At 62.8% G+C, this 22613-nt stretch carries 22 protein-coding genes and 1 pseudogene; 8 read left to right on the top strand and 15 right to left on the bottom strand.

The features are described from left to right. Nucleotides 1–71: 71 nt before the first annotated feature. From scpA to G3O01_RS02820, 10 genes are read right to left on the bottom strand one after another with little or no spacing between them, the layout of a single operon-like run. Nucleotides 72–2162, bottom strand: coding sequence for a methylmalonyl-CoA mutase (gene scpA / locus G3O01_RS02865; RefSeq protein ID WP_205802914.1), 2091 nt, complete (start codon nt 2160–2162; stop codon nt 72–74). Next, entirely contained in the window at nt 2159–2983 is an 825-nt protein-coding gene (locus tag G3O01_RS02860) for a Pnap_2097 family protein (RefSeq protein ID WP_205803101.1), read from the bottom strand. The genes scpA and G3O01_RS02860 overlap by 4 nt, the downstream gene beginning before the upstream one ends. A 2-nt stretch (nt 2984–2985) precedes the next feature. Beyond that, nucleotides 2986–4278: an MSMEG_0569 family flavin-dependent oxidoreductase gene (locus tag G3O01_RS02855; RefSeq protein WP_205802913.1), complete on the bottom strand. Its 1293-nt coding sequence runs from the start codon at nt 4276–4278 to the stop codon at nt 2986–2988. A 20-nt stretch (nt 4279–4298) separates the two neighbouring features. Then, a complete protein-coding gene (locus tag G3O01_RS02850; RefSeq protein WP_205802912.1) occupies nt 4299–4583 on the bottom strand; it encodes an MSMEG_0570 family nitrogen starvation response protein in 285 nt (94 codons plus the stop codon). A gap of 23 nt (nt 4584–4606) precedes the next feature. After that, nucleotides 4607–5779 (bottom strand): MSMEG_0565 family glycosyltransferase, encoded by a 1173-nt coding sequence (locus G3O01_RS02845; RefSeq protein WP_205802911.1) that lies wholly within the window; start codon nt 5777–5779, stop codon nt 4607–4609. Further along, a complete protein-coding gene (locus G3O01_RS02840; protein ID WP_205802910.1) occupies nt 5776–6762 on the bottom strand; it encodes a sll0787 family AIR synthase-like protein in 987 nt (328 codons plus the stop codon). Before G3O01_RS02840 ends, G3O01_RS02845 begins: the two co-directional genes overlap by 4 nt. Beyond that, on the bottom strand, nt 6759–7322 hold the full coding sequence (locus G3O01_RS02835) for an MSMEG_0567/Sll0786 family nitrogen starvation N-acetyltransferase (protein WP_205802909.1): 564 nt from the start codon (nt 7320–7322) through the stop codon (nt 6759–6761). The genes G3O01_RS02840 and G3O01_RS02835 overlap by 4 nt, the downstream gene beginning before the upstream one ends. 2 nt (nt 7323–7324) lie before the next feature. Then, nucleotides 7325–8458 (bottom strand): MSMEG_0568 family radical SAM protein, encoded by a 1134-nt coding sequence (locus G3O01_RS02830; RefSeq protein WP_205802908.1) that lies wholly within the window; start codon nt 8456–8458, stop codon nt 7325–7327. Beyond that, nucleotides 8427–9443 carry a Nit6803 family nitrilase gene (locus G3O01_RS02825; RefSeq protein ID WP_205802907.1) on the bottom strand — a complete coding sequence of 339 codons (1017 nt, stop codon included), beginning with the start codon at nt 9441–9443 and terminating at the stop codon, nt 8427–8429. The genes G3O01_RS02830 and G3O01_RS02825 overlap by 32 nt, the downstream gene beginning before the upstream one ends. Nucleotides 9444–9461: 18 nt before the next feature. Beyond that, on the bottom strand, nt 9462–9944 hold the full coding sequence (locus G3O01_RS02820; protein WP_012403844.1) for an MSMEG_0572/Sll0783 family nitrogen starvation response protein: 483 nt from the start codon (nt 9942–9944) through the stop codon (nt 9462–9464). Between the two features lie 82 nt (nt 9945–10026). Between G3O01_RS02820 and G3O01_RS02815 the strand changes: the two genes are divergently transcribed. Both G3O01_RS02815 and G3O01_RS02810 read left to right on the top strand, forming a co-directional pair. Next, nucleotides 10027–10263, top strand: a complete 237-nt coding sequence (locus G3O01_RS02815; RefSeq protein ID WP_205802906.1) for a hypothetical protein — start codon at nt 10027–10029, stop codon at nt 10261–10263. An 87-nt stretch (nt 10264–10350) separates the two neighbouring features. Continuing rightward, the gene (locus tag G3O01_RS02810) at nt 10351–11742 is read left to right on the top strand and encodes a PLP-dependent aminotransferase family protein (protein ID WP_205802905.1); all 1392 of its coding nucleotides are present in this window, start codon (nt 10351–10353) and stop codon (nt 11740–11742) included. A gap of 27 nt (nt 11743–11769) precedes the next feature. On the opposite strand, the gene G3O01_RS02805 is transcribed toward G3O01_RS02810, so the two are convergent. Both G3O01_RS02805 and G3O01_RS02800 read right to left on the bottom strand, forming a co-directional pair. After that, the gene (locus tag G3O01_RS02805; protein ID WP_205802904.1) at nt 11770–12516 is read right to left on the bottom strand and encodes a glucose 1-dehydrogenase; all 747 of its coding nucleotides are present in this window, start codon (nt 12514–12516) and stop codon (nt 11770–11772) included. A gap of 268 nt (nt 12517–12784) precedes the next feature. After that, nucleotides 12785–13477 (bottom strand): CBS domain-containing protein, encoded by a 693-nt coding sequence (locus G3O01_RS02800; RefSeq protein WP_205803099.1) that lies wholly within the window; start codon nt 13475–13477, stop codon nt 12785–12787. Nucleotides 13478–14405: 928 nt separating this feature from the next. Here G3O01_RS02800 and G3O01_RS02795 point away from each other — a divergent pair. Beyond that, nucleotides 14406–15362, top strand: a complete 957-nt coding sequence (locus G3O01_RS02795; protein WP_205802903.1) for a universal stress protein — start codon at nt 14406–14408, stop codon at nt 15360–15362. Between the two features lie 121 nt (nt 15363–15483). Then, entirely contained in the window at nt 15484–16182 is a 699-nt protein-coding gene (locus G3O01_RS02790) for a SagB/ThcOx family dehydrogenase (RefSeq protein WP_205802902.1), read from the top strand. Between the two features lie 75 nt (nt 16183–16257). On the opposite strand, the gene G3O01_RS02785 is transcribed toward G3O01_RS02790, so the two are convergent. From G3O01_RS02785 to G3O01_RS02775, 3 genes are all read right to left on the bottom strand, one after another. Next, nucleotides 16258–16728: a universal stress protein gene (locus G3O01_RS02785; RefSeq protein ID WP_205802901.1), complete on the bottom strand. Its 471-nt coding sequence runs from the start codon at nt 16726–16728 to the stop codon at nt 16258–16260. A gap of 76 nt (nt 16729–16804) precedes the next feature. After that, a complete protein-coding gene (locus G3O01_RS02780; protein WP_205802900.1) occupies nt 16805–17347 on the bottom strand; it encodes a flavodoxin in 543 nt (180 codons plus the stop codon). Nucleotides 17348–17427: 80 nt separating this feature from the next. After that, the gene (locus tag G3O01_RS02775) at nt 17428–18468 is read right to left on the bottom strand and encodes a zinc-dependent alcohol dehydrogenase family protein (RefSeq protein WP_205802899.1); all 1041 of its coding nucleotides are present in this window, start codon (nt 18466–18468) and stop codon (nt 17428–17430) included. Nucleotides 18469–18689: 221 nt separating this feature from the next. Here G3O01_RS02775 and G3O01_RS02770 point away from each other — a divergent pair, with 221 nt between their 5' ends. The 4 genes and pseudogenes from G3O01_RS02770 (at nt 18690) to G3O01_RS02755 (ending at nt 22534) form a co-directional block, all read left to right on the top strand. Further along, complete coding sequence (locus G3O01_RS02770; protein ID WP_205802898.1) at nt 18690–19529, top strand: universal stress protein; 840 nt, start codon at nt 18690–18692, stop codon at nt 19527–19529. 46 nt (nt 19530–19575) lie between these two features. After that, nucleotides 19576–20409 carry a universal stress protein gene (locus tag G3O01_RS02765; protein ID WP_205802897.1) on the top strand — a complete coding sequence of 278 codons (834 nt, stop codon included), beginning with the start codon at nt 19576–19578 and terminating at the stop codon, nt 20407–20409. 377 nt (nt 20410–20786) lie between these two features. Then, nucleotides 20787–21890: pseudogene (locus G3O01_RS02760) on the top strand (PAS domain-containing sensor histidine kinase); the annotation flags it as partial. After that, a complete protein-coding gene (locus tag G3O01_RS02755; protein WP_205802895.1) occupies nt 21887–22534 on the top strand; it encodes a response regulator transcription factor in 648 nt (215 codons plus the stop codon). The pseudogene G3O01_RS02760 and the gene G3O01_RS02755, both read left to right, overlap by 4 nt. Nucleotides 22535–22613 lie beyond the last annotated feature (79 nt).

The following is a 22613-nucleotide window of genomic DNA, read 5'->3' as shown; positions in this document are numbered from 1 at the left end:
CGAAAGCGCCCGCGGCCTTCGGCCTCCAAATCGCAGAGCTTGCAGCGCCGTTGTCTTGCGCGTGGCAGGCACTAAACCTCGGCGCCCACCGGCGTCGAGGTTTTTTCATTGCAGCATGAAGCCGCGAGCGTTGCCAGTTGCGTAACGATCGACTGGATGCTTGCGCCCGTCGGAAAGCAACCGGCAACGCCCAGCGCTTTCAACGTATGCTGGCTCGCGCTGTCGATGTTTCCGCCGATCACAACGGGAATGCGAACCTGCCGCTCACGCAGTGCATCGAGCAGACCCGATACCAGTTCGACATGCGCGCCCGCCAGCGACGAAACGCCGATCACATCGACTTCATGTAGCGACGCCAGTTCGCACGCCTCTTTCGCCGATGCGAACATTGCGCTGGTCTTCACGTCGAAGCCTGCATCTTTCAACGCGGAGGCGACAACACGCGCGCCCCGGTCGTGTCCATCCTGCCCGAGCTTGGTCAACAGAATGCGTGGCGCACGCTCAAGCTGCGCGGTCGCGCGTACCACGGCGTCGCGGGCTGCGATCCATTCGGCGTCTGACGACAGCATCTCGCCATATGTCTGCGCCGCCACCCGAAAATCGACCGATTGCCGCGGCCACACAGCTTCCAGTGCCTGTGTGCATTCGCCAACCGTCGCGCGAGCCCGCATGCATTCGATGGTCAGTTCCAGCAGATTGCCTTTAGCTTCGCGTGCTGCCAGTTGCAATGCCGCGAGCGTATCGCGCACACGCGTCGCATCGCGCGAACGCCTGACTTGCGCGATGCGACGCGACTGCATCGTGCGAATCTGCGCTGCATCGAGCGCGTGCGGAACCTGCTCCGTTTCATCGTCATCGGCTTTAAAGCGATTGACGCCTACCACCACGCGCTGCCCGCTTTCGATTTCCGCCTGTACCCGCAGCGCCGATTGATGAATACGCTCGCGTATCCAGCCCGAGCGTATCGCGTCGATCACGCCGCCATGCGCATCGATTTCATCGAGCACTTTGCGCGCGCGGAGCGCGATGTCAGCGGTCAGCGATTCCATCATGTACGAACCCGCCCACGGATCGACCACATCGCACACGCCCGTTTCGTGCTGGAGGATTAGCTGGGTATCGCGTGCGAGCCGTGCCGATTCCGCTGAAGGCAACGTCAATGCCTCGTCGTATGCATTGGTATGCAGCGATTGCGTGCCGCCAAATACCGCAGCCAGCGCTTCGACGGTGGTGCGAACGACATTGTTCATCGGCTTCTGCGCCGTCAACGACCAGCCCGAGGTCTGGCAATGCATGCGCAACGCCCGGGCCTTGTCCGTGCTCGCGCCGCTTTGCTTCGCGAGTTCTGCCCACATCAAACGCGCCGCGCGTAGCTTCGCCACCTCGACATAGAAATCCGTGCCGACGCCGAAGAAGAAGCTCATGCGCTCGCATGCATCATCCGCGCTCATGCCGCGCGCGACGAGCGTGTCGACATAGGCACGCGCATTGGCCATCGTCAGAGCAAGTTCGAGTACGGCGTCCGCGCCCGCTTCCTGAAAGTGATAACCCGATACGGACAGCGCGTTGAAGCGCGGCACGTTTGAAGCAAGATACGCGGCCACATCGGCAGCGATGCGCAGCGAAGGTTCGGGCGCGAAAATGCCCGTATTGCGCACCATGAATTCTTTGAGTATGTCGTTCTGGATCGTGCCTCTTAGCTGCGACGCGTGCACGCCGCTTTCCTGCGCGGCGACGATGAACGCGCCGAGCACAGGCAAGACGGCTGCGTTCATCGTCATCGACACCGACACCTGGTCGAGCGCAATGCCTTCGAACAGGCGCTCCATGTCTTCGACGGTATCGATCGCCACGCCCGTCATGCCGACATCGGCACTTACATCAGGATCGTCGGAATCGTAGCCGCGTTGGGTCGGCAGATCGAATGCGATCGACAAACCTTGCACGCCTTCGACCAATGCCGTGCGAAACGCGAGGTTCGAGTCTGCGGCTTGCGCGTAGCCTGCGTACTGACGGATCGTCCACGGTTTGTTCGTGTACATCGACGCGAACGGTCCGCGCACGAATGGCGCCTCGCCCGGCATGCTGTCCAGATGTTCGAGGCTATCCAGATCCGCGCGCGTGTAGACAGGCTTGAGCGGCACGGCGTGATGCTTGCTCATCGGCGCCTCCAGCGTTTTTCTGTGGTCACGTCGGCGATTTTCATGCCGTCGCTCTTGCGGCGCACTTCTGTCCAGTGGCGGATGCCCTGTTCGTCTTCTGCATGACCGATGGCGTTCACGATCAATGCGTCGCCCACGTCGACATTGCCGTAGTAGAACAATGATCGGCTCGCGACGACGGGCGGCTCGTCGAAGCGCCGCCACTGCCATTCCGCGCGATCGACAAACGCCTGAAAGCTCGCGAAGTACAGAAAGTCGGCGCCATTGAAATCGCTATTGGGGCAAGGCAAAAACTCGATTGGCTCGCTCGTCGCGGGCGTGAGGTCCGGAATGGCGGTGTTGTCCGCGGCCCTCAGGCGTTTGCTCATCTGCATCATTTGTGCTGCGCGCTCGGGCATCGGTTCGACTTCGCCGCGCAGAGCCGCAAGCGCCGCAAGCGCCGCACGCGCAACAGAACGGTTGCTGCACGCTTCACCACGCGTGACGAACGCTGACGACATCGATAGCTCCGCAATCTCCTCAGAACCACGCACAATCCGATGCGTACTGAAATGGCGCACGGGCCCTGTTCTGCACAGCGAGCTGTGAATATCGAACGCATCGTCCTCGCGTATCGCGTCGAGCCCCTGTGTTTGCAGGCGGATCGCCGTGAACGCCGCATACGAGCGGCCGCCGTTGTCGTCGTGAAAGTCCGTCTGTTCGCGGCCCGAATGCGCGGCAAGCGCTTCCCAATGGCGATGCCCGCATTCCTTGAGCAACCAGTTCTCTGACAACCCGGTGTAGTTCAGATGCGGCATGCCCGCGCGATAGCGTTGAATCATGCTCACGCCGCAAGACTCGTGGACGTTGCATCGAGCGACGAGCGGATCGTACCGACCACATGCTCGGCGTCGCGCGCGACACCCGAGAAGCGGCCCGATCCCCACGTATACAGCCACGGCAGTCCAATAAAATAGAGCCCATCTTGCGGCGTGATGCCGCGAACGTGCGCCGGATAGCCGCGCCCATTGAACACGGGCGCATCGATCCAGCTGAAATCCGGCCTGAAGCCGATGCACCAGATAATCGAAGTGATGCCGCTGTCCGCAAGATCGAGCGCAGTACGCTCGCCTTCCGGATGCCACACGGGTTCATATGGCACGCCGGCGGGCGCATCAATGCCATGCTTGTCGATGAATCCGTCGATGCTTGCGTTGATGCGGTTATACGTATCGTCCGCGCTGTGGAGATTGCCGATCAGATTCGGCGCGAACTGCAGGTGCCCGTCACGCAAGTCGTCGAGTCGACCATACAGTTCCATGCCTTCCAGCGCGAAACGCCGCAAGTCAATATCGCGTCCGCCGTCACGGCCCGTCACGTAGTGATTCGTGTTGTCACGCACGCCTTCGCGCAGCGGATGCTGGTCGACGGGCATGTCGTAGTAGCGCATGTCGGCGAGCCAGTCGACCACATCGCGGCCACGATAGAAACGCGCACAACGCGGCGCTTCGCCAACCGCCAGATACACCTTGCGGCCCGCCAGGTGCAAGTCTTCCGCGATCTGCGCGCCCGATTGCCCCGAACCGACCACGAGCACGGCGCCGTCGGGCAATGCCTGCGGATTGCGGTAATGCGACGACTGCATCTGCACGATCTCCGCAGGCAAACGCTCGGCCATGCGCGGCACGATGGGCGTGTGGTAGCCGCCCGATGCGACCACGACGTGATCGGCGGTAAAGTCCCCGTTCGACGTCGACACGAAATATCCGCCTGCGGGCGTACGCTTGATCTTGCGCACTTCCGTATGTTCGAGCACGGGCGCATCGACCATTGCGATGAAGCCGTCCAGATACGCGATGATCTCGTCCTTCTTCATGAAGCCGTGCGGATCGTCGCCGCGATACGGGTAGCCCGGCAACGCACATTGCCAGTTCGGCGTGACGAGACAGAATGCGTCCCAGCGTTGCGATCGCCATGTGTGCGTGACCGTGTGCTTTTCGATCACGAGATGATCGATGCCTGCCTCTTTCAGGTAGTAGCTGATCGACAGTCCCGCCTGTCCGCCGCCTGCGACGATGACCGTGTGATGCGGGACGGTGTTGACTGCATCGGGTGCCGTGGTGTTTGCGTTCGACATGATTCTTTCCTGCGTTCGGTTCACAAAAGTTCGACGACCTGGACTTCCGCTTTCGGGTCGGTGGCAAAGCGCTGCGCCTGGGCTTCGATCTGCGCGAGCTGATCCATCGCCGCCGAGCACGCGAAGCCGTACTTCTCGCGCACACGTTCGGAGCCGATATGCAGCGCCTCGCGCGCCCGTTCGACAAAATCGCCCAGCGCATAGCGTTGACCCGCGACGAAGAACTCACCGACCACCGTCGAAGGCGAATAGCAGTTGGCCTCGCTGCCGTCCGGCCACTGGACCTTGAAGTGCATGACTGGCATCACATTTCCTTTGAGTGAGAGATTCACGCACCGAGCGGCTGCATGATGCGCTGCACGTGATTTGCGTACAGCGCGATATGACGACGCGCGCTTTCGCGCCAGCTAAACCGCGCGAGAAGTTCGGGCACCGCGTGTTCGAAATCGATGCCGCCGCGTTCGTGCAACGCGCGGCGCAGCGCGCCGGCGATACTTGCTGGGTCATCGGGTTGCGCCCAGCAGCAGACGCGTTCGTCGAGATAGCCGGTGAACGGCTCGATCTGCGAGACGACGACGGGCGTGCCCGCGGCCAGCGCTTCGAGCACAACCAGCCCGAAGCCTTCGCGCAAAGACATCATCGATACGGCATCCGCGCGTTGCAGCAGCGCGGGAATCGCTGCGTCGTCGAGCGGGCCTGTGACTACGATTGGCTCATGTTTGCCGATACGAAGACCTAACTCCGCTGCACGCTTGATAAAGCCCTGCGTGTAAGTATCGTGATCGAGCAGGCTTGCGCCGCCGGCGATTACGAGTTGTGCTTCGGCATGCGTTTGCCGGAGCAACGCGAACGCTTCCAGCAGTTGCAATGTGTTCTTTCTTTCTTCGATGCCGCCTACCGCTAGCACCATCGGTTTGCCGCTGAGGCCGAACTCGCTGCAAACGTCCATGCTGCCGACGTCACGAAAACGCGCTACGTCCACACCGTTATTGACCGTCGATGCCGTCACGCCAAACTCGTCGCGCATCTTGCGCGTCCATGTGTCGCTGACGCACAGGACCGTTTCGGCATCCACATACGCGCGTCGTTGCCACGCACTCAGACGCGGATTGTCGAATGCATCGAGATGATGAACCGTACGCACGAAGCCGCGAATCGCGCCCGCTTCGCGCAAGTCCGCGAGCGCATTGCCGCCGATACCATCCTGTGTATGCAGTACGTCAAAGCCCGATTCGCCCTCTTCGAGCAACGCCGCTTTCAACGCGTCGATCCGCGTCTGTACCATCATCACCGTATCGTTGCCGTGCGCAGCGGCTGGTGCGAGTACCACACGGCAAGGCGATGCGCGGAACATCGGCGCCCCGCCCACGGATGGCGCAAAGATCGTGACATCCTGGCCGGCTTCATGCAGCGCGCGCCCGAGTTCGAGCGTATGGACCACGCCGCCGCGGGGATTCACGGAATGCGTGAACAGCGCAATGCGCATCGGCGTGCTGTTCATTTCCGCTCTCCCACGGGCGCGCCGATGAATGCGCTGTCCCTGAAGCTCCACAGCAACGCTGAATCACCTTGCTGCGTCAGCACCACTTCACGCGACGCATCCACGCTGCCGATCGTCGCGCACGCAAGGCCGCGTTGCGCAAAGCGTGCGCGTACCTCATCCACATGGTCATCGCGCACGGAGAGCAAAAAACCGTAGCTCGGAAACGCGCTCAGCCAGCGCTCGAAATCCACGCCTTCAGGACGCGGAATCGCATCGAGATCGATACGCGCGCCAACGCCCGAGCATTCGAGCAGCATCAGCGACGTGCCGAGCACACCCGCCATGCTGATGTCTTTCGCCGTATCGCACAGACCGCTTTCCGCAAGCTGCGGCAGCAGTTCGAGATCGTCGCGCAGACGCTCAGCCGGTGCGCCCACCGAAGCATTCCAGAACGGATAAGGATCTTCGAAACGGCCGCGCAGATCGACGGCCATCACGAGGCTGTCGCCGGGCCGCGCATTGAAGCTCGACAGCAACGCGCGCGCACGGCCGAGTATCGACACTGCGAGCTGCGGCTCCGCACTACGCGTATTGCTATGCCCGCCGACGACAGGCACACCATACGCGCTCGATGCCGCCGCCATGCCCGCCAGAATCTGTTCCGCGGATTCGAGCCCGTCGCTCCACAGCGCATCGACGACGGCAAGCGGACGGCCACCCATCGCATACACGTCGCTGATATTGACCATCACGCTGCTGTAGCCCGCAAACCACGGCATCGTCTCGACGAAATCGTTGACGAGGCCTTCGATCGCGAACAGCAGATAGCCGTCGCCATCGGCAATGGCCGCGCAATCGTCGCCGACTGCAACGGCTTGCGCGAGATCACGTGTGCCGTTCGGCAAACGCGACGCCAGCGACGCCACCACGCCTGCGATATCCGTCTTGTGGCGAAAGCCGCGGCTTTCGCGCAGACGTTCAACCAGCGCGCGCAAACTCATGAGCGGCCTCGCGATGACGTGACGAAGCCACTTTCCGGCGTAAAACACGGCGGATAATGCGCAAGGTCCGCTTCCATCAGATGATGCGACCGGCCAAACAGCGTTTCTTCCGCGACCGTCTGCCAATGCAGCCGCCTGAACAACGGCACATTCTGGCTCTGCACGTGCGCAAGAAACGTATCGCACCCCAGTGCGTGTGCGCTGCTCACAGCGAGACGGATCAACGTCGAGCCGAGCTTGCCATGCGAACGAAACGCTGCATGCACCGCGAGACGCGAACCAAGCCACGTGCGCGGCTGCGTTTCGTGAATCCGCACGGTGCCGACCACCTGTTCCGGCACGCCCGCAATGCAGCTCAGCGCAACCAGCAGCTTCGCGTCACGGTCGATTTCGTCGCGATCATCGCCGACGAAAATGCCTTGCTCGACGCAGAACACCGCGCGCCGCAACGCGTACGCTTCCTTGCTCTCCCACGGCAGCGTCGCCCATTTCACGCGGTATTCGGCGGGCGTGAAGGCGAGCGGCAGTGCATCCAGTTCGTCGAATGTCTCGCAGAACATGATCAGTCCTCGTACGATGCCAGCGACGAGCACGCGCCGCATTTACCGCAACCAGCCTTGATATCGGCGGAACGCATCTGCGCGTCGCGCAGCATTGCGCCCAACGGCGACAGGATCGACTTCATGAATTCAGGCGAAGGCGCGGGATGATCTTCGAGCGGCGTGCCGCTGATCGGCACGAACGGCACGACGAACGGATACACGCCGATATCGATCAGCTCGCGCGAGATCGACAGAATCGCTTCGGGTGTATCGCCGAGACCCGCGAGAATGTACGTGCTGACCTGCCCCTTGCCGAACACGGCAACGGCTGCCTTGAACGCTTCCATATAGCGCGAGATCGGCACACTTGCTTTGCCCGGCATTACGCGCGCGCGTACCTCTGGCGTCACCACTTCGAGATGCATGCCGAGCGTGTCGATACCGCTCGCCTTCATGCGCTCGAACCACGCGTCATCGTCGGGCGGTTCGCATTGCGCCTGGATCGGCAGATCGACGGCCGCCTTGATTGCGAACGCACTTTCGCACAGGATCTGCGCGCCGCGATCGGACGTGGGTGGCGTGCCGGTAGTGAGCACCATATGCTTGACGCCGTCGAGCAGTACAGCCGCGCGCGCCACTTCCGCAAGCTGCTCCGGCGTCTTGCGCGCAATCGTGCGACCTGCTGCGAGCGACTGGCCGATCGCGCAGAACTTGCAGGTCTTCTTGCGGCTCTCGTAACGGATGCAGGTTTGCAGCACGGTGGTTGCGAGCACATCGGTGCCGTGCAGCGTCGCGATGTGCGAGTACGGCACGCCGTCGAGCGTTTGCAACTGCGTGAAGCGCGGCGCTTTCGGAAAGCTGATGTTGGCAATCGGAATCGTGCCGCGCATCAACGCGCTCGCGCCCGCTTCATCCGGCGCGCCCGCGACGAACGGCGAATTCCACGCGGAACTGGTGTGCACGGGCACCATGATCGTCACGCCGTCCACCGTCACGGCCTTGTGATCCGACGGACCTGCGCCACCACGACGGCTCGCCGCGCCCGCATTCGGATCGACGAGGCGCAGCCCCGCCGATTGCAACTCCGTGCGCAGCTCCATCATCTGGCGCTGCGTACGCGGCTCAGCCGGCGACAGGTTCATGCTGGCATTCATCCTGACCTCCACTCGTGATTTCAGGCGCGGTGTCCCCGCGTTCGAACGACGACGCCATCGGCGCGACAGGCATCGCGGGGCGATCGTTGATGGCAAGACTCAGCAGCTCGGGCCGCGCATAGTGGCCCACGGAATCCATCATGCGTTTGCGCTTCGTGATCAGCGACATGTCGAGATCCGCGACGACCATGCCCTCGCCTTCGCGCAGCGGCTCGGCAAGATGCTGGCCTTCGGGCGACACGATGGCCGTCATGCAGCCGCCGCGCAGCGCCTTTTGCAGCTTCGGGTCCGTGGTGACGGATTCGATCTGCGCTTCGCTCAGCCAGCCCGTCGAATTGACGACGAAGCAGCCCGATTCGAGCGCGTGATGACGGATCGTGACCTCGATCTGCTCGGCGAAAATCGGACCGACCAGCGAGCCCGGAAACTGGCTGCAATGAATTTCTTCGTGTTGCGTCATCAGCGCATAGCGCGCGAGCGGGTTGTAATGCTCCCAGCACGCAAGCGCGCCGACTCGCGCAATGCCCGTATGCGCGACTTTCAGCCCCGCTGCATCGCCTTGTCCCCAGATCATCCGTTCATGAAACGTCGGCGTGATCTTGCGGCGCTTCAGCACGAGCCTTCCGTCGACATCGAACACGAGCTGCGTGTTGTAGAGACTGCCGTGATCGCGTTCATTCACGCCGAGCACGACCACCATCGAATGACGGCGCGCGCGCTCGCTCACGGCTTGCGTGACGGGACCAGGCACGAGGACAGCCTGCTCGTAGAGCCGCATGTGATCGGCGCCCGACGCGACAGGCGGACGCACGAACGAGAAGTACGGGTAGTACGGCACGAAAGTCTCGGGAAAGACGATCAGTTGCACGCCTTTCGCCGCGGCTTCGTCGATGGCGGCACAAACCCGCTCGAGCGTGCCGCCGGGACGCTCGAAGTCGGGCGCAATCTGCACCGCCGCTGCACGGATGATTCGCTGCTCGGACATGATCGGCACCCGGCTCGCTCAGACAGTCCACGTATGGATGATCAGCGCGTTCTCCTTGCGATGGAGAAGCTGCAGGTCCAGCACGTCGAGCGGGTTGATCGGGCGGATGCCTTCGATCAGCGAAGCCTCGCCGTGACCGTACAGCGCCTGCAAGGCGAAGCGGCATGCGTACACCTTGCCGCCTTCTTCCATGAACTTGACGAGCTGCTTGTTGAAGTTCAGATGGCCGGGGAACGCTTCGTCGCCGAGCGTCGGGAAACCACGTTGCAGACCGAGCGTGACACCGGGACCGTACAGCAGCACGGACGTGTCGAAGCCCTTGCGTTGCAGACGCGTTGCCTGCAGCAGATTCACGAAGCCGATCGAGCCTTCGAATGCGACGGTATGAAAGGTGACGAGCGCTTTCTCGCCGGGTTCGGCCTTGACGTCAGGAAAGACTTTTTCTTCGTAGTCAACCAGGTAGTCGCCTTTCTGATGCAGAGGTTTGTTGACGGCAGGCATATCGCTCTCCAATAAGTCGCGTAATTGATCGGATTGCTCAACCGGAAATATCCCGATTGGCGAATCACTTAACGCAACGGATATGCCAATTTCCGGCCCGGTTCATGCAATCAACTTCCAATCAATCAAACCGCGATTGTTCGAGCGACCCGAAAAAATCTTTGCGAGCTTTGTGCGGCGTGGGTTTTGGGGCATCGGCGACAGATGCGCACGCACCGGTTTCGCACAACGACACAGCGCCTTTTGCGTGCGGATGGTGCGCGATACCCCGCAAGCGTGCATTCATCCAATCAATGCGATCAAGTTTCTGATTGATTGAAAACCGATTTATTTTTCGCGCGATTCGCGTGGTACTTTGAATAAGCCATTCACGCTCACGCATACGCTTTCGCATCGGGAATACAGCATGGACAGTCTCACGCATCACTGGCTCAAGCGGCTGACTGAAAGCCGCAAACCGGCGTATCTCGTGATACCGGATCTGATCGAAGAAGATCTGGCGAGCGGCCGTTTGCGTCCACGTGACCGCCTGCCCGGGCTGCGTGATCTGGCGGGTGCATTGCAGTTGAATTACACGACCGTCGCGCGCGCCTATGCGGAAGCACGCAAGCGCGGCCTGCTCGATGCACGCGCGGGCAGCGGCACGTTCGTGCGCGGACGCACGCAGACCTTGCCGCTAGCGGGCGGCAGCAGCGTCGAGATGTCGATGAACATGCCGCCCGAGCCCCCCGAGCTTGCGGCACGGCTGCGTGAATCGTCAGCGCATTTGCTGGCGCACACCGATCCTTACCGGCTGCTGCGCTACCAGGATTTCGGCGGCACGCCCGATGATCGCGCGGCAGGACGCGCGTGGTTGAAGGAACGTCTGCCCGAATGCGAAGACGATACGGTGCTGGTGTGTCCCGGCATCCATAGCGCACTCGTGGCGCTGGTATCGCAACTCGCGCGGCCTGGCGAAACGATATGTCTCGACACGCTTGCGTACCCCGGCATCAAGGCGATCGCATCGCAACTCGGCGTGCGTTTGCAACCGCTGCCGCGCGACGAGGAAGGACCGTTGCCGCATGCTTTCGAAGCGCTGTGCAAGACAGAAAAGCCCGGCGCGTTCTATTGCAACCCGACGCTGCAGAATCCCAGTACGTTGACGCTTTCATTGCAGCGGCGCGAAGCGCTCGCCGACGTCGCGTTACGCTACAGCGTGCCCATCATCGAAGACGATGCGTACGGCTGGCTTCCCGCGAGCAAACCCGTTGCGCTTGCTTCTCTCGCGCCGGAACTGACGTGGTATGTGACGGGATTTTCGAAGACGTTCGGCGCGGGACTGCGCGTTGCTTATCTGCGTGCACCGAGCGCGCGGCAGACGCAGCGCGTCGCAGGCGCGCTACGTGCGACGACGGTGATGCCGAGCCCATTCACGGTGATGCTTGCGACGCAATGGGTCAACGACGGCACCGCACACGAAATGCTCGACGCGATCCGCAAGGAAGCGACTGCGCGCCAGGTGATTGCATCACAGGAACTGGCCGACTGGAAATACGACGCGCAGCCAGACGGCTTTCACCTGTGGCTGCCAATTCCACCGCAATGCGACTGGAGCGCTCCGGAACTCGCACTGCAATTGCGCAATCAGGGTGTGGGCGCTGTTGCGGGTGCAGCCTTTTCAACGGATGGCAATCCGCCGAACACGATCCGTGTGTGCCTTGGCGGACCGCAGGACAAAGACGATTGCCGCGACGCGTTGCAGCGCGTCGCGGAGACCTTGAGCGACCCGCATCATCTGCACATGCCGATGATGTGATCGCGCCTCACAGACGAGGCAGTTGAATCAGCGCAGCCCGCCGCTTGCAACGACGTGTTCACCCGTCAGCCAGCCGGAATCGTCGGAAGCCAGGAACACGGCGATCGCCGCGATATCGTGCGGTTGACCTGCGCGTCCGAGCGGCGTCTGGGCGACGGCACTAGTTTCGAAGTCGGAGCCGGCAATGCCCGCTTCGTGCGTGCCTTCCGTGAGGACGAAACCCGGATTGATCGCATTCACACGAATCTTCTTCGGACCCAGTTCGCGCGACAGCACGCCGGTGATTGCATCGACGGCGCCCTTCGTGCCGCTGTAGATCGCGCTGGTCGGCGGCGTGATGGTGGTCACGACGGAGCTGATATTGATGATGCTTGCGCCTTCGCCCAGATGCTTGACGGCGGCTTGCGTGGTCAGCAGCAGGCCGAGCACATTGATATTGAACTGCTTGTGGAACTGGTCTTCGGTGAATTCTTCGATCGGCGCGAACTCATAGACGCCCGAATTGTTCACGAGGATGTCGAGACGGCCATAAGTTTCGACGGCGGCATTGATGATGCCTTGCGCGTCGGCTGCTTTCGACACGTCGCCGCCCACTGCGATGGCCTTGCCGCTTGCTGCTGTGATGTCGGCTACGACTGCGTCAGCAGCGGCTTTGCTGCTGGAGTAGTTGACGACCACCGATGCGCCTTCCGCTGCGAGCGCCTTGGCGATGGCTGCGCCGATGCCCTTCGATGCGCCCGTGACGACTGCTACCTTGCCTGCAAGCTTGCTCATAATCTGTTTCCTCAATCGATTCGATACCGTTTGACGGGACCGTTGGCGTTCAGCGCCAGCCGGCCGGCGATGGAGAGAATGTAGACAGACGACTCGCCGCGATAAAGCGGTTCAGGGCGAATTGACTTGAAGGATCTGGCGAACAATCAATGGAGTCTGCGAGCCGCCCGAGGTGGATTCTAGCGTCCAGAAAGAAAATCGCGCGACGAAGGTTCCCAAAGGTATCTTCGCCGCGCGATCTGACGCGAACTGCAACGTCACGCAATCGTCACATCAAAGGCATGACGGTCGGGTAGCTCAGGTGGGCGCGCGCTTCCTTGACGCCCTTGACTTCGAGCGCGGCGATGCAAAGCGCGCGTTCCTCTTCTTCGGATTCGATCACGCCCCACAGATGCGCGACGCCATCCTTGACGATCACATTGGCTTTCGACAGGGCCCAACGCTTGTCGGCCAGCGCCTCGACGATGGCATCGGCGATTTCGCGGTCACTGACGGATGCATTTTCGTTCGTGGATGCAGGCGCCGTGCTCGCTAGCGCGCGGATCAGGTTGCCGCGCGTGACGATGCCCACCAGCTCGCCATTCCGCATCACGGGGACGCGCTTGATGCCGCGCCGTTCCATGAGTTCTGCGATATCGGCGATGGGGGTTGTGTCGTCGATGGAGATCACTTTCGTGGTCATCACGTCGGCAACGGTGCGGCCGTGTTCCTTCACGAAAGTGCCCGCCAGATCGCGTGTGGAGGAGAAGAGCTCCAGCCAGCGGGAGCGGCGCCTTTCTGTTCCGGTTTCCACACGGTGGAGCAGATCGCCTTCGCTGATGATGCCAATTAACGCGCCGTTTGCGTCGACAACGGGCATGCCGCTGATTCTCGCGTCGATTAGGTGATTTGCTGCTTCCTGGATCGTCATTTCTGGCCGCGCGCAGATTACTGACTGCGTCATGATGTCGATGGCTAGCATAAGGTTCTCCTTTGGCACTCTTTTGACTAGTTTGTGCTTTTGCATCGTCAACGGGTTGACTGAGATCAATTGGATGGTTCGTTTGGGCTTTTGCGCTGGCATTCGCGTTTGCGCCTACGCGGTGCGGCATCTGCTTTTGGCTCGTCTTGCGACAGCAGGTCGGATTTGCATGGTCTTTCGCTGGCATCCGCGATGTGATGTACCCCTTCACGCGTCGCCCCTGTGCGGGGCGGCACCTACTTTTCTTTGCCGCGGCAAAGAAAAGTAGGCAAAAGAAAGCCGCTGAACACCGCCAGCACTTGTTCCTGCCTGAGGGCCCCCAACGGGTCCTCCGCTTCACACGGCAACCTCTCAGTCCCCGCCCGTTGCCAGTGCCTTGAATCGGCGCCTCACCCGCTTCACACTCCCGCGTCACCACACGCGCGATCAAATCTCCCACGTTCTATAGCGGCAAACTGTGTGTCGGCTTTCCCGGTGTACGCGCTCCACTCCAGACTGAAAAATACGATCGGTGTCGTAAGAGCGCTGCCGTTTGCAGCACTACGACCTACACACAGTTTGCCACCTGGGCGGCCGTAACCAGTCGCTGCCGTTGGCTGTGCTACGGGTGAGTGAAGTGGGTGAGGCGCCCGTTCGAAGCACTGGCAACGGGCATTGAAAGGCAGAACACCGTTTGAAGCGGAGGAACTGTTGGGGGCCCTCAGGCAGTGGTCAAGTACGGGCGGTGTTAGCCCGCTTTCTTTGCTTACTTTCTTTGCGGCGGCAAAGAAAGTAAGTGCCGCCCCGCACAGGGGCAACGCGTGAAGCGGGCAAAACAAAACGCGGATGCCAGCGACAACAAAACCAAACCCAAACAACAAACCCGACCAAAAAAACAAACAGCGCATAAACATGTCTAACGCATCACCCATCCGGAATGGAGGAGACCATGCCAACCCCAACAAAACCGCCGCGCGCCCCCGAGCGCGCATTCAACCGTGTACTGCTAGCCATCGACGACAGCGAAGCGAGCCTGCGCGCTGCCGAATACACAAATGCGCTGTTCGGCAATCGGGCCGAAATTGCCCTTGTCTGTGTGGCGCAGAATCCCCGCACGCTGTTTCCGCTCGGTGCAACCACCCAGGCCTTGCTGGCCGCCGCCCGCGATGAACTGCTAGCCGACGCAAGCTCCGCGCTGCAAAAGACTGCATCCCTCTTCACCGGCGCAGCGCCGACAACACATCTGATCGACCTGTCCAAACGCGAAGGCGATGCGGTGAACGCAATCCTCGATACAGCCGCGCACTGGCAGACGGATCTGCTCGTCATGGGCGCGCGGCATCATCGCCGGCTATTGCGTTGGGTCGAAGGCACAGTGTCCGAACCGCTCGCACGGCGCGCGACGAGTTCGTTGCTGCTCGTGCCGGAAAACAGCCGTGTGCGCACGGATACTGCCCCGCAGCGCATTCTGTTCGCCCTCGATGGCAGCGCCTATTCGCTCGGCGCGCTGCGCATGGGCCTCGATCTCGCATCCGCCGATGCGCAACTGCGCACAATCTACGTCGTCGACCGTGCCGTGCATCTGTTCGATATCGCACCCGTCGACATGCTCGAAGGCGCGTTTCTCGAAGAAGGTCGCATCGCGCTCGAACTCGCACAACGTATCCTCGACGATGAGGGCCGGGCCGCGCAGAGCGCACTCGTCGAAACACACCGAACAGGCGACGATGTGCCGCATGCGATCCTGCGCGACGCACAACAATGGAACGCAGATCTGATCGTGATCGGCACGCATGGCCGGCGTGGCATGGCGCGCTGGTTCCTCGGCAGCGTTGCGGCGCGCACGCTGCGGATCGCCGATACACCTGTCCTGCTTGCACGTCCTGCCGAACTGCTGCAGACATGAGCGGCACGTCCCGCGCGCTTGATCTGCATCAATCCGCGTGCTCCGAAGCGTGGGACGATGGATTCACGTTCTTCCGGAGGTCCGCATGCAGAAGATGACTCTCACGCGCGGACGGCACGCCATGACCAAACCTCTCTTCCGTATCGGTTCCGCGCTGCTCAACACGCCCGCGCCGCGCCCCGTCGATGGCACAGCCGTTCCGTATATAGGCTTTGCACCCGCGCATCGCACTGGCGGCATGCCTTTGCTCGACGCGCTCGCCGCGCGGCAAACATCGCGAGAATTCGCCGACACGCCGCTCGACCACACCACGCTCGGCGATCTGCTGTGGGCCGCCGACGGCATCAACCGCGCTCGCGATGGCGGACGCACCGCGCCGTCAGCGCTCGGCGGCTACGAGATCGACGTCTATGTGCTGCTCGCAAGCGGCGCCTATCGCTATGACCCTGTCGCACATGCGCTCTCGCTCGTCGTCGCCGCCGATTTGCGTGCCATGACTGGCTATCAGGAGTTTCTCGGCCACGCACCCGTCAATCTCGTGTACGTCGCCGACCTGACCCGCATGCAGGACGTGCCGCATGCGCAGCGCGAAGCCTTTGCGGCGGCCAGCACGGGCGCGATCCTGCAGAACGTCTATCTGTTTTGCGCATCGACAGGACTCGCGGCCGCCGCGCGCGGCTGGATGAACCGCAGTGCGCTGGCAACGAACCTCAAGCTGCCGGTTGGATCCGTGGCCCTGCTTGCGCAGACCGTTGGGCATTTCGCGGCGGGACGCGAACCGCTCACGCCCGATGAGGATTTCTCCACGGCTGCATTCTGACGCTTCATGCACGTTTCGCGCTCGCTGCCAAGGCCAGCGCGAAACCGTACTTTGCTTACGGCGAGTACGCCATGCTCATAGCCCGTCCGGAATCTCTTCCTCGCTGCCGCGCACCAGCAACACCGGACACACCGACATCCGCAAGAAACGCTCTGCGACGCTGCCGAGCACGAGCCGCTTCACGCCACGCCGTCCGTGCGTGCCGAGCACCACGAGTTCCGCGCCGATACGATCCGCGCAACGCTGCAACGTATGCGCGACGTCTTCACTGAGCGGCTCGGTCTCCACCAGTTCGATCGCGCACGCAACGCCTGACTGCGCGCACGTCGACTGCGCATTGTCCAGCGCCTTGCGGCCATCGTCGCGCAACGCGTCGGTCAGCACGACGGGATCGAAGTATCCCGCGTAACTGAAAATCGGCGACTGATCGACGACATAGACGGCGTGCACCGTCCCGCTCGTCAGCGACGCCAGTTTCACGGCCTCCTGCACGGCCTTTTTCGACGTTTCGCTGCCGTCCACCGCGACGAGGATTTTCTTGTACATATCGATACTCCTTTGGAAATATCCGTTCGACCGGCACGCGTAGCCGCGCGCCAGCAAAAAGCGTTGACCGGCTGCATCACTGCCGGAGTTTCGCGAGGCGATGCCGGACCTTCTGGCCGAAGCCCTGACGTTTCGTGCCGTCGACGCGCCGCCGCACATCGCGCGCAGTGATCGCGCACACGGCCAGAGGCGTTTTGCCCGCCGCCCGCGCCATCCGTTCGAGCGCTTTCCGGCTGCCGCTTCCGCCGAGTGCGCAAAACAGCGCGAGACGCCGGGTACGCGCGCCCTGCGCCTTCAGCCAGGCGATAGCGGGCGCAGACGGCCGGCTCGCCCACACGGACGTGCCGACCACGACGGCGTCGTAGGCTGACAGATCGTGGATGGGCGGCATCACGCCGACCTCGCGATGACGCAGCCCGTCGATCAGCGAGCGCAGATAGCCACGCACGCCGGCGCGCACCGCATCGTCTTCGACAGGGGCGCCGCTCGCGCCATGCCTGCCCCGCTCGCGAATCGCCTCGATGTCCGCGTCCAGTTCGGCTGCGAGCAATTCGGCTATGCGCCGCGTCGTGCCGCTGCGCGAGTCGTAGACGACCAGAATCCTGCGTGACGCCGACATGTCGCGTGGTCCCTTACTGTCGATATGAATCCAGCTTAAGCGTCTGCTGCATATTGCCGCTGATCCAGATCAAACACACATCACGACACTTCGATCAGCACTTTGAGCGCGTGCGTGCTGGCCGCGCGCGAGAAGGTGTCGTAGGCAGCCAGCATGTCGTCGAGCGCGAAACGGTGTGTGATCAGCTGCTTCGGATCCAGTCGGCCCGCGCGCACGGTCTTCAGCAGCATCGGCGTGCTGACGGTATCGACCAGACGGGTGGTGATCGAAATATTGCGGTCCCACAGCTTCTCCAGATGCAGATCGCACTTCACGCCATGCACGCCGACGTTCGCAATCGTGCCGCCGGGCGCGATCAGCGCCTCGCACAGCTCGAAGGTGGCCGGCACGCCGACGGCTTCGATTGCGCAATCCACCCCCGTCGACTCCGTCAGCGCCATAACCTGCGCCACGGCATCTTCGTGACGGTTGTCGATGCAGGCCGTCGCGCCGAAACGCTGCGCCACTTCCAGACGGTTCGGGTCCGGATCGATCATGATGATCTGCGCGGGTGAGTAGAACTGCGCCGTCAACAGCGACGCGAGCCCGATCGGCCCCGCGCCGACGATCGCCACCGTGCTGCCCGGTTGAACCTTGCCATTGAGCACGCCGCATTCGAAGCCCGTCGGCAGGATGTCGGAGAGCATGACTAGCGCCTCTTCGTCGAGGCCGGCGGGAATGCGGTAAAGGCTCGTCTGCGCATGCGGAATGCGCACGTACTCGGCCTGTGTGCCGTCGATCCGATGCCCGAGAATCCAGCCGCCCGTCGTGCAATGCGAGTACATGCCGCGCCGGCAATAGTCGCATCGTCCGCATGACGAGATGCATGACACCAGCACGTGATCGCCGACATCGAGACCGCTCACCGCGCTGCCCACGCTGTGCACGATGCCGACGCCTTCGTGGCCGAGGATGCGCCCCGGCTCGCAGGTCGGCACGTCGCCCTTGAGGATATGCAGGTCGGTGCCGCAGATGGTCGTGCGCGTCATTCTCACGATCGCATCGGTCGGCGCCGCGAGCTCGGGCATCGGACGCTCGTCGAGCGACTTCTCGTTGGGACCGTGATAGACGAGTGCTTTCATGACAGAGTCCTCCATTGAAGGAATAAACCATTCATACGAAGCAATCTAGACGCGTGCGCGCCGTCCCGTTTGATGTCGATCAAGCAACGGGAAAACGTCTGCTCAAACTGTGATTCGAAGCTGCTTGACCTGCATCAATCGCGCCGCCGCTGCGCCTCGTAGACTCGATTGCATCGCGGGCTTGCGCCCGCCCCACGTCTCTCTGTTCTGGAGCAACGGCGATGAGTTACAAGAGCATCCTCGTGCAACTCGATACGGGCGTTCACGCGCATCCGCGCCTCGAAGTCGCGCTGCGTGTCGCGCATCAGTTCCACGCACGGCTAACGGGTCTTTTCACAACCTATCTACCCGATCCGCACGCGTTCTTCGTGATGGCGGGCACAGCGGCCTACTACGCGGAACACGAGCGTCAGCGCCACGAACACGGTGCGGCACTGGAGCGCCTGTTTCATGCGGAGGCCGCACGCGCGAAAGTCGAAGGACGCTGGATTGCCGCGGCCGGCTACGCGAACGACGTCGTGCCGCCGTATGCGCGCCTCGCCGATCTCGTGATCGCCGGACAGGCCGATTCGCAAGACCCCGAATCGTTTATCGCCGACCAGTTCGCCGAGCATCTGCTGATGTCGGCGGGCCGCCCGGTGCTGCTCCTGCCAGCGACGGGCGTGCAAGCGACGCCCGGCAAGCGCGTACTGGTCGCCTGGGACGGCAGCCGCGAAGCGACTCGCGCGATCCACGACGCGATGCCGTTTCTCTCGCACGCCACCGACGTCACCTTGCTGACCGTCGACGCCGCGCGCGACGAGCCGCCCGAATGGCGCATCCCCGGCGCCGACATTGCGCTGACGATTGCGCGTCATGGCGTCAAGGTAAACGTGCGCGAAGTGTCGACGGGCAGCGACACGCCCATTGGCGACGTGCTGCTGTCACAAGCGGCGGATTCCGGCTGCGACATGATCGTGATGGGCGCTTACGCGCATTCCCGTCTGCATGAACTGGTGCTGGGCGGCGCGACGCGCACCGTGCTCCAGTCGATGACCGTGCCCGTGCTGCTGTCGCATTGAAAGCGCTGCCGTCACGCAAGCGCAACGGAAATGACAAGGAACTGACATGAACTACAAAACCCTGCTCGTCCATATCGACGATAGCCGCCGCAGCGACACGCGCCTCGCGCTGTCGCTCGAACTCGCGCAGCGCTGGGACGCGCATCTGATCGGCCTGTACGTGGTCTGCCAGGATATCTTCCGGCCCGTGCTTCGCCACGACAGAACGCTGTCCCTGCTCCAGCTCGAAACGCAGGAGGTCGAACGCCGCGACAAGGCCCGCGACACCTTTCTCGCCGCCGCCGAGCGCGCGGGGCGCAGTGCGGAATGGCGCGCGCCGCCCGGACCTGCGCTCGACGTCGCGATGCTGCACGCGCGGCACGCCGACCTGCTGGTGCTCGGCCAGCAGGATCCGAACGATCCCGCGTCGTATGTGACGCCGCATTTCGTCGGCGATCTGGTGCTGGGCGCCGGCCGCCCCGCGATCGTGATCCCCTATGCGGGCGAGGTGCGCACGCTCGGCGAAAACGTGCTCGTCGCGTGGGACGGCAGCCGTGAAGCAGCACGCGCCACCGCCGACGCGCTGCCCCTGCTGCAACGCGCGCGCCATGTCGGCATCGAGATCGTGCGGCATCACGGACAACCGCGTCCGGATACGCCCGAAGGCATCGACGTTGCGGGATGGCTCGAATCGCACAACGTGCGCGCGTCGTTCTCGACCACGCCGCATCATGTCGGCGTCGGCACGGGCGCGACGCTGCTCAACCGCGCATCCGATCTGCACGCGGACCTTCTGGTGATGGGCGCATTCGGCCACGCGCGCGCACGCGAACGCGTGTTCGGCGGCGTCACGCGCACGATGCTGGAATCGATGACGGTGCCGGTGCTGATGGCGCATTGACCACGCATGCATGCGTACGGGGGCGCGGGCAGGACGACGCGCACACGCGCCTCCGGTGATCGCGGCGGCCGCCGCGCGTGGCAGTCCTTCTCGCCAGGAAGGCACGGATGAAAGGAGGCCTCGATGTTCGCCGCAGGTTCCTCGCGCACCGGCGCGTTGCCGGCGCGCGCATCGTCGTGCCTGTCGCATCGAGCGTGCTCGCATCCGCATTGACCATCGTCGTGCTGTTTGCCGCCGTCGCGTCGAACCGCGCGGCGCAAATGGGCGCGACGCTCCTTCTGATTGCCGCGCTGTGTGCGTTCTGCGTCACGGCGACCGTCCTCAGCGTGATCGCCGGCACACGCGCTTCGCGTCCGTCCCTTGCCGACGCGGCTCGCGACGAAGCGCGCATGATGAGCATCATCCGCTCGTCGATGGAAGCAATCATCACCGTCGACGAAGCGCAGAGAATCGTCATTTTCAATCCGACTGCGGAACGCATCTTTGGTGTGCCCGCCGCGCAGGCGCTCGGCACGCCGCTCGCGCGCTTCATTCCGCCACGTTTTCGCGACAGCCACGCGCAGCACGTCGCACAGTTTGGCGCGACAGGCATTTCCGAGCGGATGATGGGACGGCAACCTATCCTTTGCGGCTTGCGCGCGAACGGCGAAGAGTTTCCGCTCGAAGCGTCGATTTCGCAGATCCGCGAGGATTCCGGCAAGCTCTATACCGTGATGCTGCGCGACGTCACCGGGCGCGTGCAAGCGGAGAACGCACTGAAGGAATCGCGCGAGGAGTTGCGGCGGCTGTCGGCCAATCTGCAGAGCGTGCGCGAAGAGGAAAAGACGCGCATCGCCCGCGAATTGCACGACGATCTGGGCCAGCAACTCACCGCGCTGAAAATGGATGTGTCGGTGCTCGAGACAGCCCTGGCGTCGGATCTGGGCCCGCGCTCCAGCACCGACGCCGCCGCGCGTTTGCGCGGCATGGCGCGCACGATCGATTCGACGGTGGCGTCGTTGCGCCGCATCGCCGCCGATCTGCGCCCCGTGATGCTCGACGATCTCGGCCTCGTGCCTGCCATCGAATGGCTCGTGAACGACTTCACGAACCGTTACGACGTCGAAGTCGAACGCAGTATCGCGGTCGACAGCGAGGCGTTCACGAAAGATGCAGCGACTGCCCTGTTCCGCATCGTTCAGGAAGCGCTGACAAATGTCGCGCGCCACGCCGATGCGAGCGTCGTCGCACTGACGCTGCAGGCGAGCGGCCAACACTATACGCTGCGCATCGCGGATAATGGCCGTGGCACCGATACGCACGCTGGCGCAAACATGGGCGCCTACGCAGGCTCGGCGCAGTCGTTCGGCCTGATCGGCGTACGTGAACGGGTGCATGCGCTGGGCGGCACGCTGCAGATCGACACGACCCGCAACGAGGGCTTCGCGCTGACGGTGACCTTCCCTCTGCAAGCCGTGCAACAGGACAACACGCATTCATGATCAAGGTATTGCTTGCCGACGACCACACGCTCGTGCGCGACGGATTGCGGCACATCCTGCAATCCGCAAGCGGCTTCGAGGTGGCGGGCGAAGCCTGCGACAGCGCCACCACCATCGCGCTGATCCGCAACGCCGACGCGCACGTACTGGTGCTCGACCTGTCGATGCCCGGCCGCAACGGCGTCGATCTCATCAGGCAGATCAAGGACGAAAAGCCCGCGCTGCGTATTCTCGTGCTGACCATGCATGCCGAGCAGCAATATGCGGTGCGCGCGTTCAAGGCGGGCGCGTCCGGCTACATGACGAAGGAAAGCGCGAGCGCCGAACTGGTCGGCGCCGTCACGAAGGTGGCCGCGGGCGGCGTCTACGTCAGTCTCGCGATGGCCGAGCGCTTCGCGCAAAACCTGAACGAACCCACTGACGCACTGCCGCATCACCGGTTGTCCGATCGCGAGTTCGACGTGTTCCGGCGCATCGTCTCGGGTCAGAGCATCACCGAAATCGCCCACGAACTCTGCGTGAGCGTGAAGACCGTCAGCACGCACAAGACCCGCATTCTCGAAAAAATGCAGATGCCGAACGAAAACGGGCTCGTGCGTTACGCGATCCGCCACAAACTGATCGACGACGAAGCCGATATCTAGCCGCGTCTAGCCCCAACTCTTAATCGCTTCGCCTCAGGGGTAGGAATATTCCTATAACAGCTACCCGAACTCCTAGTCA

It is taken from the genome of Burkholderia sp. Ac-20365, from assembly GCF_017104715.1.
Lineage (GTDB): Bacteria > Pseudomonadota > Gammaproteobacteria > Burkholderiales > Burkholderiaceae > Paraburkholderia.
The sequence above is the reverse complement of the archived record's forward strand: the minus strand, read 5'-3'. Positions and strand labels throughout refer to the sequence as shown.